The 13,143-nt window shown below is 63.7% G+C and carries 14 protein-coding genes; 8 read left to right on the top strand and 6 right to left on the bottom strand.

The features are described from left to right. Positions 1-13 precede the first annotated feature (13 nt). Positions 14-751: a TetR/AcrR family transcriptional regulator gene (locus tag ACODR8_RS11705; protein WP_489007395.1), complete on the top strand. Its 738-nt coding sequence runs from the start codon at positions 14-16 to the stop codon at positions 749-751. On the opposite strand, the gene ACODR8_RS11700 is transcribed toward ACODR8_RS11705, so the two are convergent. Genes ACODR8_RS11700 through ACODR8_RS11685 form a run of 4 tightly spaced genes read right to left on the bottom strand, consistent with a single transcriptional unit; the run spans position 748 to position 4,870 of the window. Further along, a complete protein-coding gene (locus tag ACODR8_RS11700; RefSeq protein ID WP_489007394.1) occupies positions 748-1,548 on the bottom strand; it encodes an enoyl-CoA hydratase/isomerase family protein in 801 nt (266 codons plus the stop codon). The two genes, ACODR8_RS11705 and ACODR8_RS11700, sit on opposite strands and share 4 nt — an antisense overlap. Before the next feature lie 10 nt (positions 1,549-1,558). Beyond that, positions 1,559-3,769, bottom strand: a complete 2,211-nt coding sequence (locus ACODR8_RS11695) for an acyl-CoA dehydrogenase family protein (RefSeq protein ID WP_489007393.1) — start codon at positions 3,767-3,769, stop codon at positions 1,559-1,561. A gap of 19 nt (positions 3,770-3,788) precedes the next feature. Beyond that, positions 3,789-4,616, bottom strand: coding sequence for a coniferyl-alcohol dehydrogenase (locus ACODR8_RS11690; protein WP_489007392.1), 828 nt, complete (start codon positions 4,614-4,616; stop codon positions 3,789-3,791). 23 nt (positions 4,617-4,639) lie between these two features. Continuing rightward, positions 4,640-4,870, bottom strand: coding sequence for a ferredoxin (locus tag ACODR8_RS11685; RefSeq protein ID WP_489007391.1), 231 nt, complete (start codon positions 4,868-4,870; stop codon positions 4,640-4,642). 217 nt (positions 4,871-5,087) lie between these two features. On the opposite strand from ACODR8_RS11685, the gene ACODR8_RS11680 reads away from it, so the two are divergent. The 4 genes from ACODR8_RS11680 to ACODR8_RS11665 are packed head-to-tail and all read left to right on the top strand — an operon-like array spanning position 5,088 to position 8,655. Then, positions 5,088-6,341, top strand: coding sequence for a cytochrome P450 (locus ACODR8_RS11680; RefSeq protein WP_489007390.1), 1,254 nt, complete (start codon positions 5,088-5,090; stop codon positions 6,339-6,341). Positions 6,342-6,344: 3 nt separating this feature from the next. Then, a complete protein-coding gene (locus ACODR8_RS11675; RefSeq protein WP_489007389.1) occupies positions 6,345-6,749 on the top strand; it encodes a Zn-ribbon domain-containing OB-fold protein in 405 nt (134 codons plus the stop codon). Beyond that, complete coding sequence (locus ACODR8_RS11670; protein ID WP_489007505.1) at positions 6,746-7,915, top strand: thiolase family protein; 1,170 nt, start codon at positions 6,746-6,748, stop codon at positions 7,913-7,915. Before ACODR8_RS11675 ends, ACODR8_RS11670 begins: the two co-directional genes overlap by 4 nt. Positions 7,916-7,917: 2 nt before the next feature. After that, positions 7,918-8,655, top strand: coding sequence for a DUF2889 domain-containing protein (locus ACODR8_RS11665; RefSeq protein WP_489007388.1), 738 nt, complete (start codon positions 7,918-7,920; stop codon positions 8,653-8,655). Here ACODR8_RS11665 and ACODR8_RS11660 read toward each other — a convergent pair. Continuing rightward, positions 8,652-8,924, bottom strand: a complete 273-nt coding sequence (locus tag ACODR8_RS11660) for a hypothetical protein (protein ID WP_489007387.1) — start codon at positions 8,922-8,924, stop codon at positions 8,652-8,654. The two genes, ACODR8_RS11665 and ACODR8_RS11660, sit on opposite strands and share 4 nt — an antisense overlap. A 140-nt stretch (positions 8,925-9,064) precedes the next feature. Between ACODR8_RS11660 and ACODR8_RS11655 the strand changes: the two genes are divergently transcribed. Continuing rightward, entirely contained in the window at positions 9,065-10,060 is a 996-nt protein-coding gene (locus tag ACODR8_RS11655) for a thiamine pyrophosphate-dependent dehydrogenase E1 component subunit alpha (RefSeq protein ID WP_119746720.1), read from the top strand. Further along, positions 10,057-11,043 (top strand): alpha-ketoacid dehydrogenase subunit beta, encoded by a 987-nt coding sequence (locus ACODR8_RS11650; RefSeq protein ID WP_489007386.1) that lies wholly within the window; start codon positions 10,057-10,059, stop codon positions 11,041-11,043. Before ACODR8_RS11655 ends, ACODR8_RS11650 begins: the two co-directional genes overlap by 4 nt. Before the next feature lie 44 nt (positions 11,044-11,087). Here ACODR8_RS11650 and ACODR8_RS11645 read toward each other — a convergent pair whose 3' ends face one another. Next, positions 11,088-11,990, bottom strand: coding sequence for a dienelactone hydrolase family protein (locus ACODR8_RS11645; RefSeq protein WP_489007385.1), 903 nt, complete (start codon positions 11,988-11,990; stop codon positions 11,088-11,090). A 139-nt stretch (positions 11,991-12,129) separates the two neighbouring features. On the opposite strand from ACODR8_RS11645, the gene ACODR8_RS11640 reads away from it, so the two are divergent. Next, the gene (locus ACODR8_RS11640) at positions 12,130-13,143 is read left to right on the top strand and encodes an aldo/keto reductase (protein WP_489007384.1); all 1,014 of its coding nucleotides are present in this window, start codon (positions 12,130-12,132) and stop codon (positions 13,141-13,143) included.

Genomic DNA, 13,143 nt, shown 5'->3' with positions numbered 1-13,143 from the left:
AAAGGACGGCAATGTGAGCGCAAAGGCGGAAGCGGCGGTGGAGCAGGGGGCAACCAGGCCGTCTCGCACACGCGCGCCCGCCGCGACCAAGGCGCTCAGCCATAATCTGAATGGCCAGCGGCTGGGACGCAAGGGGCGCGACACGCGCGACCGTATCCTGGCCGCGACCAACGAACTGCTGGCCGGTCCCCCCGACGTCGAGATTTCACTGAGCGCGGTGGCGCGCCAGACCTCGCTGGGCATGACGTCGCTCTATAATTATTTCAACGATCTGACCGAATTGCTGCTGGCGGTGCTGGAACCGGTGATGGCGACGGCCGAGGATGAATATGTCGGCCTGCTGCGCACCCGCTGGGACGACGCGGATCTGGGTGAGCGGACATTGGCGTTCGTCACCGCCTATCATGGTTTCTGGGTCAAACATTCGCGCCTGCTCCATTTGCGTAACCGCATGGCCGATGCGCAGAATGAGCGGATGATGATGCATCGTGTCCGCGCAGCCCAGCCGGTCATGCGGCTGATGGTCGAACAGATGGACGGGGAACTGGCTCAGCCGCAATCGCCGGTATACAGCATGGCGACGGCGCTGATGACGGGGCTGGAACGTATCGTCACGGTGACGACCGACGTTGCCCTGCAAAACACGTTGCACGCGCCAAACCCGCTCGGCCGCACCCATTTGCTGCGCGCCGAAGCGCGGCTGCTGGAACTGGGAATTCGCGATTACCGGACGCTGGCCGCGTCGTCCTAATCCTTCTTGCCGCCAACACCCTTCAGATAACGCTCCATCCCTTCCAGATAGGCCGGGTTCAGCATCAGCGCGCTATTGGCCATCCGCTCGACATGGCGGCCCATGGACGGCCCGACTTCCGCCGCCAGTTCGATCGCGATCTTGGCCGCGCCCATCTGTTCGGCGTTCTGCTTTGTCAGGTGACGGCAGAAATTCAGCGCCGCCTCGTCAAACCCTTCATCGGGCAGCACGTCATGCACCAGCCCCATGATGAGCGCCTTATCGGCATCCGCCTTCTGGTTACCCATGATCAGCCAGCGCGCCCAATGCGGCCCGCAAATGCGCGTCAGGCGACTGACCCCATTGGACGCGGGCAGCACGCCGAACAGGCCTTCGGGAAAAGAGAAAGCCGCGCTCTTCGCCGCGAGCCGGAAATCGCACGACAGCGCCATTTCCAGCCCGCCACCCACACAGGTCGCATGAATGGCGCTGACGATCGGCTTTTCGATATGCTCCATCTCGTCATAGATGCGCTGCATCCCGTTGAGATTGAGCCGGTGGTTCTCGCGAATGCCCGAAGGCGTGCGCGGATAGGCGGGGGCGTCCCCGCTTTTCAGGTCCGCGCCCGAACAGAAATAGCGCCCGGTCGCCCGGATCAGCATGACCAGCAGTTCCGGCGTATCGCGGAACCGTAACAGCGCCTGCTCGAACAGCGTCATTGTCTGCGCCGACAGTGCATTGAGCTTGTCGGGCCGGTTCAGCGTCACGATCAGTATGCCGTCCTGATCCTCGCTCAACAGATGCGGGGCGTCGCTCATATCATCATCCTCAGGCGCGGGTGCGCGGCAGGCCCAGCGCACGCTCGGCGATCATGGAACGATGGACCTCGCTTGTCCCGCCATAAATGGTCGCGCCCTGGGCATGGCGATAGAACATGTTGATATCTGCCGCCGCGCCCTTGCGCTTGGATAGGGACAGCGGCGCTGTCAGGTCCAGCAGGTCGCGGGCATCGCTCTGGAATTTTTCGGAGCTGAACATCTTGGCCATCGGGCCATAGGCCAGGTTCGGTTTCTTCTCCATGCTCGCCCAATTGGCGCGGAAGGCGATCAGTTCCGACACCCACAGATTGGCGGCAGTGCGCGCCAGCCGCGCCTGCGCACCCTCATCCTCGATCAGCGGCTTGCCGTTGTGGCGTATCTCGCGGCACAGCGTTTCGGCTGCGTGCAGCATGGCGCGCTGATATTTGGCAAAGCCGCCTCCATGCTCCAGTTCCAGGCTCGCGCTCATCGTGCGCACGCCGCCGTCAATCTCGCCCAGCCGCCAGCTATCGGGGATGCGCACCCCGTCATAGAAGGTGATGTTGGTACGCTCGTCCTGAAATGTGTAAACCGGCTGAATCGTCACGCCATCGGCCTTCAACGGCACGATGAACATGGTCAGCCCCTTATGCTTGGCGACTTCCGTGTTGGTGCGGCACAGCATCAGCACATAGGTGGACAGATTCGCCCCGCTGGTAAACATCTTGGTGCCATCAATCCGCCAGCTGCCGTCCGGCTCCTGGGTGGCGCGGCATTGCGCCGCGAACACGTCGGACCCGGACCCTGGCTCGGAATAGCCCAGCGAACAGATCACTTCGCCCCGCATGATTTCCGGCAGGACCGCCGCCTTCAGTTCCTCGCTGCCGAACCGGTGGATGATCAGCGCCACCATCTGCGTCACCCCTGCGGCAGGGTTGTTATAGCCCTGCAACTCGAACGCATCCATCGCGGCGGTCTTTTCATAGGCGGACAGGCCACGCCCGCCGACATCCTTGGGCAGGCCCAGATAGAGGAGATTCTGCTCTGCCAGCTTTCGGTTGAGTTCGGGGTTATAGCCTTCCCAGCTATAGTGGAATGTCTCGCGCATGTCCGGCGTGACGTTCGCTGCGAAAAAGGCCTCAATCTCCTGCGTGATCGCCCGCGCATCCTCACCCAGATCGAAGTCGACCGGCATCGCGCCAGCGTCGGGCAAGGCGGCGGTTTCCCCGCTATAAAGGCGCCGACCAGCCTCTGCGATCAAGGCTTGCGGATCGCCCAGCACCAGCGGCCATGCCTTGGCCCGCAGGTTGAACAGGAAAATATCATATTCGGTGGTCAGGCCATAGCCGCCGAATGTGTGCAGTCCTTGGCCCACCGCGCGGCTTGCCGCATCGCTGTTCCACCATGCCGCGATGCTGATTGCAGCGCCCGCTTGCGGCGCACCATCGGCCAGATCACGGATCGCCTTCCACACCAGAAACTTGCCGCCATCGACATCGCAGAGCAGATCGGCGAGCGGGTGGGAAATCCCCTGAAACTGGCCGATATACTGGTCGAACTGCTTACGCTCACAGGCATAGGCTGCCGCCAGTTTCAACGCTTCGCGCCCGATCCCGGCGAGACCCGCGGCGATCAGCAGCTTCCATTCCTCGACCCCCGCGGCGAAGGTTGCCAGCGCATCCGCACCCGACGCCAATGTCACCCGCGGATGCGCCAGCAGGTGGATCTGTGCGATCGGTGTGGAGGCCAGATTATCCTCCGCGATCCGCGCCGTGTCGGGTACGCTGATCAGGACGATCTCTTCGCCCATGCGCGCGATCACGGCCTGCGCCACCTGTCCGCCGCCGATCCACTGGACCGGCTCGACCGCCACATCGTGGAACGCCAGACTGGCAACCGCCTCGCCGCTGACGACCTGTGCCAACAGCGTTGCACCGACGTCACCGCCCAGTTGCGCCAGCAGGCGCGCAGTCACTAATGTTTCGGCCAGCGGTCCCGACGCCAAAGTCCGGCCCGCTTCCTCCATCAGGATTGCGGCATCGAACAGCCCCAGCCCCAGCCCACCGGCTTCCTCCGGCACGCGGATCGACAGCGCCCCCAGTTCGGCCAGCCCCGACCACAGCGTAGGGTCGAACCCCGACGGCGCGGCCTCACGCACGCGGACCATGCTGCTATGTTCATCCAGAAAACGCGCGAACATGTCGCGCATCATCTCCTGGTCGTCGGTCAGGTCGAAATTCATGGGGCCAGGCTCCGGGGGGTTATTGTGCGGGTGCGGAACGGCGCATCATGACGCTCAGGTCCACCTGTCCGGTGGCGACCCCGCCCATGAAGCCGCCATCGACCGGGAACACCACGCCATTGACGATGCTGGCCAGATCGCTGTTGATCAGCACCAGCCCGGCGGCCTGTTCCTCCGGTGTCGAATAGCGACCCATTGGTTCCGCTGCCGCCGCGACGACATCCTTGCCCGACGTGGCTTCGAACGCGGCCATCATCGGCGTCTGGGTAGGGGAGGGCAGGGTGCAATTGATGCGGATGCCCTGCTTGATCAGATGCGCGCCCATAAACTGGGTCCACACGATCACATTCTCCTTGGAGAAGCTGTAGCCTTCCTTGACTATGTCCATGTTGCTGTCGCACCAGGCGGCCGCTTCGTCAAAGCCCTTGGTCGTCACAAATTCCATATTGGTCGGAATCCGGCGGCTCCAGCCCAGCCCGCCCGTGGACGCAATGCTGGCGATCGCCCCGCCCGGTCCCATCAGCGGCAGCACCTGCTGCGTCAGATGGCGCAGGCCAATGAAATTGACCTTCATCACGTCCATCGCCGGGAAGGATTGCGGCAGGCCCGCGCAGTTGAACAGCGCGTCCACCTTGCCGCCGATGCCCGCGACCGCCGCGTCGATGGATGCCGGATCGCGCAGGTCGACATTATGGAAGGATGCCAGCGGCAATGCGCTGTCCTTATAATCCAGCCCATGCACTTCCGCGCCCAGCTCCAGCAACAGCTTTGCCGTCGCCTCCCCCATGCCGGAAAAGCAACCGCTCACGATGACGCGCTTGCCCTTATAGCCCAATAGGTCGCTCATTTTCGGCTCTCCACTATCTGTTGTCAGGCTTTGGCCGCAGGGGGCCAGCTGATGCTACCGTCATCTTCCTCGACGAAGATGATCCGTTCCGGGCAGGCGCGCGCGCCATTTTTCGCGGCGCGCTCCTCGCCTTCCGGCACGTCGAAACCCTCGGTATCGATGTAGCCATCGTCATCGAGCGGATAGAGGCTTTCCGACACGGCGGCGCAGCGGGCATTGCCCACGCAACCGGCCTTTTCGATACGAATTTTCATGGGGTCTCTCCCGCATTGCTTGCTGTCCTTAGAAAGGAGAAAGATGTGTCGATCAACATGGCCATCCGCTCAATCGCCGCCACGATACGGCATCGGCGCTCGGCCGTGCGTCTATCGTCGGTGCGGTATCATGGGGCGGCGCACGGCGGACATTTGCCTTTGACGGCGCTGCGCGCGACACCGGTCTTAACAAGATGCAGGATTGCCGGAGATTCACATGGCCCACGCCGCCCTAAGCCCCGCCGCACCCAAGCCAGCCCATGTGCCGGACGCGCTGGTCTATGATTTCGATATCCATGCCGATCCGGGCCTGCTGGCTGATCCACACGCCCGTATCCTCGACCTGCTGCGCAGCGCCCCGCCGGTATTCTGGACCCCGCGTAACGGCGGCGGCTGGGTCGCGCTGACCCACGCGGCCAATCATGAAGCCTCGCGCGACACCGAAACCTATTCCAGCGAGTTCGTGCCGCAGGACAAGATGAAGGCGCTCCTCGCCTCGCTCCCGCCCGGTGCGCCGCACATCCCGCAGCCGATCCCGATCACGCTCGACCCGCCCGAACACACCAGATATCGCCAGCCGCTGCAAAAGGTGTTTTCGCCCAAGACGATCGCCGCGTTGCGCGACAGCATCCGTGAGCTGGCCGCTGCCCTGATCGAAGAGATGAAGCCCGCTGGCCGCTGCGAATATATGGCCGCGGTCGCCGAACCGCTGCCGGTGCAGGTGTTCCTCAAGATGCTCGGCCTGCCGCTCGACCGGCTGCCCGAATATCGCGCCATCGTGAAGGAGCATATGGAGGCGATCGACAGCGATCGCGAAGGCTCGATGCGCCGCCTGCAAAAGATCGCTGCCGCCATGCGCGATACCGTGCTGGACCGGCGCGACAATCCGCGCGACGACATCCTTTCCATGCTGTGGAAGCTGGAGATTGACGGGCAGCCGACGACGCTGGCTGACATGGAAAATTACGGCGTGCTACTGTTCATCGCGGGCCTCGACACCGTCATGAACGCCATGGGCCTGGCCATGCGCGGCCTGGCGACCGACCTGCCCCTGCAACGCAAATTGCGCGCGGAGCCCAAGCTGATCGCAGAAGCCGCCGAAGAGATGCTGCGCCGCTTCACCTTCACCGTGCCGATGCGCATCATCAAGAAAGAAGCTGAGCTTGCTGGCGCGCGCATGATGCCCGGCGAAACGCTCAAACTCTTCCTGCCCGCTGCCGATCTGGATGCGAAGGAATTTCCCCAGCCCGACATCTATGATCTCGATCGCGAAAATAACGTCCATATCGCCTTTGGCGTCGGCCCGCATCGCTGCCTTGGTTCGCACCTTGCCCGCGTGGAATTGCAGGTCCTCTATGAGGAGATGCTGGCGCGGATGCCCGAATTCCGGCTCGATCCCGATCATCCCACCGTGTTCCATGGTGGCCATGTGATCGGCATTGAAAGCCTGCATCTGGTCTGGGACGTCTGACCCATGGCCTGGCAACGCTCACGTCCGCGCCTCGACCGGGAAAACAGCGCCTTCTGGACCGGGGGGGCGGACGGGAAACTGCATATCACCCGCTGCGGCGATTGCGGCCAATATACCCATCCGCCGCGCGAGATGTGCCGCCATTGCCAGTCTGAAAATGTCGCCCCCCATGCCGTCGCGGGGACCGGCACGATCGACACCTACACCGTCAATCATCAGGCCTGGGCCAAGGATATGGACGTCCCCTTCGTCATCGCGCGGGTGAAGCTGGACGATGCGCCGGGGGTCTATCTCACCACCAATATCGTCGGCAGCCCGGTCGACGCTGTGGACATAGACGATCCGGTCCATGTGGTGTTCGAGGAGCAGGACGGCATCTGGTTCCCCTTGTTTGAGAAGGTGGCCTGAGCATGGCGCAACCTGAAGCCTATATCACCGGCATCGGCATGTCCGACGTCGGCGTCCGCCTGACCCGTTCGCCCTTGTTGCTGACGGTCGATGCGGTGCGCGAAGCCATTGCCGACGCTGGCCTGACCCTCGACCAGATTGACGGCGTCGCAACCTATCCCGGCAAGATGCCGAGTTTCCTCGGCTTTTCTCCCGTCAGTTCGGACGATCTGATCGAAGTGCTCGGCCTGAAAACCCGCTGGCATATTGGCGCTGCGGAATCGACCGCGCAATTGGGCGCGATCATCGAAGCCGCCAATGCCGTGAAAGCGGGGCTGGCTCGCCATGTCCTCTGTTTCCGCACCGTCTATGAAGCCGCCGCCCTTGCCCGCCCGGAAGAATTCCCGCCGATGGAGCGGCGCAAGGATGTGTCGGGCAATTCGCAATGGGTGTCGCCTTTCGGCGCTTTCTCCGCCGCCAACTGGACCGCGCAATTCGCGATGCGCCACATGAAGCGCTACGGCCTGACCCGCGAGCAACTGGCGCAGGTCGCGCTCAACGATCATGCCAATGCCGCGATCAACCCCCGCGCGCTGGTCAAGAAGCCGCTGACGATGGACGACTATATGTCCGCGCGGATGATCAGCACGCCCTTCTGCCTCTATGATTGCGACCGTTTCACCGATGCCTCTACCGTCGTGATCGTGTCGGCGGGCGAGGCGCTGGACGAGGTGAAGGCCACACCCATCCGCATCGTCGCCAGCGCCGGATCGGTCGAACGCTATAGCTGGGACCAGGCCGAATGGGCGGGCGCCTATCCCACCGGGCGCGACCTGTGGCGCAACACCGATTATACGGTCAAGGACGTCGATACCGTCCAGCTTTACGATGGTTTCGCTTTCCAGCCGATCACCTGGCTCGAAGGGCTGGGCTTTTGTGACGTGGGCGAGGGCGGTCAGTTTCTGGAAGGCGGCACCCGGATCGCCCGCGACGGCGCATTGCCGATGAACACCGGCGGCGGTCAGCTTGGCTGGGGGCGGCTCCACGGCTTCGGCTTTGCCTATGAAGCCGTCGTCCAGTTGCGAGGGGAGGGCGGCGTGCGCCAGATTGGCGGCGATCCCCGCGTCGCCATCGCCACGTCAGGCGGCGGTCCCATGGCGGCGGCGCTGTTGCTGGCCAAGGACTGAACATGATGGACAGCGCCACGCTCGACGCGCTGTCCGGCTTCCGGCGGTGCCTGCGCGTCACGCCGTCGGCTGGACAGGTGATCGCCGCGCTGGAGGATGATTATCACTGCATGGCGGTCACCCTGCGCCATGACGGCACGGTCATCACCCACGTCGAATCCGTCATGGAGCGCGTGCCCTGGACGACCTGCCCCGGCGCGCCCGCAGTGCTGGCGGCAACCTTCACTGGCGTCGCATTGGCCGATGTCGCGGCACGCGGCGAAAAGAAGGCCAATTGCACTCATCTCCACGACCTGACCGTGCTGGCGGCGGCCCATATAACCGATGCCGACCCCACCCTCTATGACATCGTCACCTGCGATCCGATCGACGGCCTCGCTATCGCCGAAATCCGCCGCAACGGCGTGGCTTTGCTCCAGGTCGCCCACCGCAATCATGTGATGGAAGCCCCTGCCGCTATCACGGGCCTGTCGATCATGAAGCTGCGCGACTGGATCGAGGGGCTGGATGGCCCGCAGCGCGAAGCCGCCAAATTGCTGCAATGGGGCGCGATCCTGGCCAATGGCCGGCTGATCCCGATGGAGCGGCAATCCACCGCCAGCCGGGTGCCACCCAACTGCTTCACCTTCCAGCCCGATAATGCGGCCAAGGCCGTGCGCGTCGGCAAGGTGATCGACTTCACCGCCGCGCCACTGACCCCGCTCGATCATTTTGACGGAGCCAGCTTCTCGTCCCGCTAGCTGTCGAATCGCGCCGGACGGGACAGGCGAAAAGGCAGGCCGGGCGATGATATCCGCGATTCCGTCCCATCGTCATGGATCAGCGACACGCGGCCAACGCCCGGCGAAGAAACGACCGCTACCACGCTGTCCACCCATTGATGCAGCATCGCGTGGGCATGGGCCAATTCGTCGCCCTGCGTAGATGCCGCGCCCTCGGCCTCCAGCTCGCCTTCCAGTTGCAGCACCCGCTCGGTTGCCTGCCTGATGCTATCACTCTTGTCGGTCATGCGCGTCCTTCTCCATCATCCCAGTTTGGGCAGCCACCCGGCCATTGCAAGGCACCGCCCACATATCGCCCCGGCGAGTTGACCAATTCCCCCTGAGCGCCAATTCAAGGAGGCATCCCATTGGCCATCTTGAGGACATCATGGCAGAGCTGAGCAACGCCCCGGCGCCTACCCCGGACCAGCTGGTAGATATCTACCGGCGCATGATCCGTATCGAGCGCAACGACGACGCCATCCGCAAGACCATTCGCCTTGGGCGGCTGGTCATGCCCTATTATTCGGCACGGGGGCAGGAAGTGATCCCCGCCACCCTGTCATCGCTGATGACCGATGATGACAAGATCTGCACCATCTATCGCGGCATCCACGACATGGTGGCGAAAGACATGCCGCTCCGCCCGCTCTGGGCGGAAATCGCAGGCCGGGTCGATGGCACCTGCAAGGGCAAGGGCGGGCCGATGCACCTCACCCACCCCGAAAGCGGTGTGATGGTCACGACCGGCATTGTCGGCTCCTCCATGCCGATCGCCAATGGCCTGGCCTGGGCGGCCAAGCTGGATGGCAGCAAGCGCGTTACCATCGCCTATTTCGGCGATGGCGCGTCCAATATCGGCGCCTTCCATGAATCGCTCAATCTGGCGTCGGTGTGGAAGCTGCCGGTGATTTTCGTGTGCCAGAATAATGGCTTTGCCGAACATACGCGCTACGAAAATGGCACCTCGGTCGACTTCATCGCCAAGCGCGCGATCGGCTATGGGATGCCGGGCCACACCGTGGACGGCAATGACCCGCTGGCAATGTTCGCTGCCGCGCATGAAGCCATCACCCGCGCCCGTGAAGGCGAAGGGCCAACGCTGCTGGAATGCAAGACTTTCCGTTTCCACGGCCATGTGCTGGGCGACGACGACAAATATATGACCAAGGAAGAAAAGGCCGCCGCGATCGCGAAAGACCCGCTGCCCGCCTTCAAGGCATGGCTGGTCGAACAGGGCCACGCTACCGAGGAGTCCCTCGCCGCCATGCAGGCGACCATCGAAGCCGAGATTGAGGACGCGCAGGAATTCGGTCTCGCCAGCCCCTTGCCATCGGTGGACGAACTCCGCCGCGATGTTTTTGCGCAGGAGATCCCGGCATGAGCGCGAAGAAGATGAACAGCCTTCAGGCCGTCAATGCGGCGCTGCATCAGGCGATGGCTGAAGATGACAAGGTGATCGTGCTGGGCGAGGATATCGCCGATCGCGAAGGCGGCGGCGTCACGGGCGCAACCGCTGGCCTGTCGACCAAATTTGGCGATGACCGGGTCAAATCGACCCCGATTTCGGAACAGGCAATCATCGGTGCGGCCATCGGCGCAGCGCTGGCCGGTTACAAGCCGGTCGCCGAAATCATGCTGATGAACTTCACCGCTGTCGCCATGGACATGATCTTCAACCACGCCGCCAAATTGCGCTTCATGTCTGGCGGGCAAAGCACCGTGCCGATCACCATCCGCACGCTTACCGGCGCAGGCTGGCAGACGGCGGGCCAACATGCCGATCATCTGGAAGGTTGGTTTGCGCATACGGCGGGGATCAAGGTGGTCGCCCCTTCCAATCCGGTGGACTATAAGGGGCTTCTCCTGTCCTGCATCCAGGACCCGGACCCCTGCATCTTCATCGAATCCGCAGGCTCACTGTTCATTCCTGCCGAAGTCCCCGACGATCTCGCTCCCATCCCTTTGGGCAAGGCGCGGGTGGTGCAGGAAGGCACCGACGTCACCATCATCTCCTGGTCCTCACAGGTCATCCGCTGCCAGCAGGCGCTGGCTCCCTTGGCGGAAGCGGGCATCTCGGTCGAACTGATCGACCTGCGCACGGTGTCGCCCTGGGACAAGGAAGCCGTGCTGGCCTCGGTCGCCAAGACGGGCCGCGCCGTCATCGCCCATGAAGCGGTACGCCATTTCGGCCCCGGCGGCGAAATCGCTTCGACCATATCGGAGGAACTGTTCGGCCAGTTGAAAGCCCCGGTCCGTCGCCTCGGAGCGCCTTACTCGCCCGTGCCTTTCGCCAAGGTGCTGGAGGACGCCTATATCGTCTCGCCCGATCAGGTGGTCGAAACGGTCAAGGCACTGATGGCCTGACACCATAATGGCTGTCCCGCCTTATCGGGCGGGACAGCCTTGGATCAGCCAATCGTCTGCCGGAACAGCGCCAAAGTCCGCGCCCAGGCCAGGTCCGCCGCCGCCTTGTCGAAGCGCGGCGTGGTGTCGTTATTGAAGCCATGCTCCGCGCCATCATAGATATAGGCCCGGTAATGCGTCCCGGCCTGTTTCAGCGCCGCCTCATAATCGGGCCAGGCCGCATTGGTCCGCGCGTCATTGCCGCCATAATGGATCAGCAACTGCGCTTTGATCTTCGGCACGTCGGCCAGCGTCGGCGGACTGCCATAGAAGGGCACCGTCGCACGCAGGTCGGGTAGCCGCGTCGCCAGCAGATTGGCGATCCACCCGCCAAAGCAGAAGCCGACCGCGGCGATCTTGCCATTGCTCCCCGCCATCGTCCGCGCATAGGTCGCCGCCGCGACAAAATCCTCGCCAATCTTGGCCCGGTCCAGCGTCGCAAAGGCGGTCCGCGCCTTGTCCTCATCGCCCGGATAACCGCCGATCGTCGTCAGTGCGTCTGGCGCGACCGCCATATAGCCATCGACCGCCAGCCGCCTTGTTATGTCCTCGATATGCGGGTTAAGCCCGCGATTTTCATGTGCGACGATGACGACCGGCAGCTTCGCGGCCTTCTTGGCCGCTGGCCGCGCGACATAGGCGCGCACCGTGCCATTGCCCGCGGGTGAGGCTATATCGACATGACTGATGACGATCCGCTTGTCGTCTGGCTTGATCACCTGCCCCCGTGCAAAATCCGGGCTGAGCGCCGCCAGCATCGTCGTGGCCGCCGCTGCGCTCCCGACATGGACGGCGCATTGGGTGACAAAACCGCGCCGGTCGATAGCGCCATGCACATAGGCATCGAACAAATCCAGCACCGCGCGCGGATAGGCGGCGGCTCCCTTCCCGTCAGCATCTTGCGTCATGTCGCTGTCCTTCCATCCTGCCCGCTACAGCCGGTTTATTGCCGCCTTTCGCAACCAAGCCAAGAAAAACTCATAGCCCCCGACCGCAAAGCCTCGCTATGGGATGCCGACCCCACGGACACAGGATATTGCCCCCGATATGAGCGCCCCGCTGTCGCCCCGCACCATCGGTCCCTTCACGGTCAAGGCCATCGGGCTTGGCTGCATGAATTTGAGCCACGCCTATCTGCCCCGGCCTGAACCGGACCAGGCCGAACGGCTGCTGCGCCACGCGCTCGACGTCGGGGTCGACTTCTTCGATACTGCCGCCCTCTACGGTTTTGGCGCCAATGAGGAGCTATTGGGTCGCACGCTGATGCACCGGCGCGACGATTTCACCCTCGCCAGCAAATGCGTGCTGGGCGGCAAGGATGGCAAGCGTAGCATTAACGGCTCGCCCCAGGGGATCGCCGCCACATTGGAAGATTCGCTCCAGCGGCTGAATGTCGATCATATCGATCTCTATTATCTCCACCGGCTGGATCCCAATGTTCCGATCGAGGAGTCGGTCGGCGCGCTGTCCCGCGCGGTGGAGGCGGGCAAGATCGGAGCGATCGGCCTGTCGGAAATGTCCGCCGCCACGCTGCGCCGCGCCCATGCGGTTCACCCGATCGCGGCGATGCAGACTGAATATTCGCCCTGGAGCCGCAATGCCGAAGTCGCGGTGCTGGATGCCTGCGGCGAATTGGGCGTCAGCTTTGTCGCCTTCTCCCCCGTCGCGCGCGGCGTGCTGGCGGGCGGGGTGGGGCCGGACGGGGTGCCGGCGGACGACGTCCGCGCGTCCATGCCGCGTTTCCAGGCTCCCCATCTGGCGCATAATCTTCAGCTCGCCGCCGCGTTCGGCCAGATCGCGGCGGACGCAGGCTGCACCATGGCGCAACTCTCGCTCGGCTGGGTGCTGTCGCGTCGTCCCTATGTCGTCGCCATTCCCGGCACCACCAGCATCGCCCATCTGGACGAGGATATGGCGACGCTGACGATCGACCTGCACGCCGACACGCTGGCGGCAGTCGATGCGCTGTTCAGCTTCGGCGCCGTGTCCGGCCCGCGCTATTCCCGCGCCGCGCAGGCGCAGATCGACACCGAAACCTGGGACGGCGAACCGCTCGAATAG

The sequence above is a fragment of the Sphingobium sp. FG58 genome, from assembly GCF_057809055.1.
The sequence above is the reverse complement of the archived record's forward strand: the minus strand, read 5'-3'. Positions and strand labels throughout refer to the sequence as shown.

What these genes read in the sequence shown, in the direction of transcription:
- ACODR8_RS11640 (WP_489007384.1), top strand. Translation starts at nt 12,130, where the DNA reads ATGAGCGCCCCGCTGTCGCCCCGCACCATCGGTCCCTTCACGGTCAAG.
- ACODR8_RS11655 (WP_119746720.1), top strand. Translation starts at nt 9,065, where the DNA reads ATGGCAGAGCTGAGCAACGCCCCGGCGCCTACCCCGGACCAGCTGGTA.
- ACODR8_RS11665 (WP_489007388.1), top strand. Translation starts at nt 7,918, where the DNA reads ATGATGGACAGCGCCACGCTCGACGCGCTGTCCGGCTTCCGGCGGTGC.
- ACODR8_RS11680 (WP_489007390.1), top strand. Translation starts at nt 5,088, where the DNA reads ATGGCCCACGCCGCCCTAAGCCCCGCCGCACCCAAGCCAGCCCATGTG.
- ACODR8_RS11650 (WP_489007386.1), top strand. Translation starts at nt 10,057, where the DNA reads ATGAGCGCGAAGAAGATGAACAGCCTTCAGGCCGTCAATGCGGCGCTG.
- ACODR8_RS11685 (WP_489007391.1), bottom strand. Translation starts at nt 4,870, where the DNA reads ATGAAAATTCGTATCGAAAAGGCCGGTTGCGTGGGCAATGCCCGCTGC.
- ACODR8_RS11675 (WP_489007389.1), top strand. Translation starts at nt 6,345, where the DNA reads ATGGCCTGGCAACGCTCACGTCCGCGCCTCGACCGGGAAAACAGCGCC.
- ACODR8_RS11695 (WP_489007393.1), bottom strand. Translation starts at nt 3,769, where the DNA reads ATGAATTTCGACCTGACCGACGACCAGGAGATGATGCGCGACATGTTC.
- ACODR8_RS11645 (WP_489007385.1), bottom strand. Translation starts at nt 11,990, where the DNA reads ATGACGCAAGATGCTGACGGGAAGGGAGCCGCCGCCTATCCGCGCGCG.
- ACODR8_RS11700 (WP_489007394.1), bottom strand. Translation starts at nt 1,548, where the DNA reads ATGAGCGACGCCCCGCATCTGTTGAGCGAGGATCAGGACGGCATACTG.
- ACODR8_RS11660 (WP_489007387.1), bottom strand. Translation starts at nt 8,924, where the DNA reads ATGACCGACAAGAGTGATAGCATCAGGCAGGCAACCGAGCGGGTGCTG.
- ACODR8_RS11690 (WP_489007392.1), bottom strand. Translation starts at nt 4,616, where the DNA reads ATGAGCGACCTATTGGGCTATAAGGGCAAGCGCGTCATCGTGAGCGGT.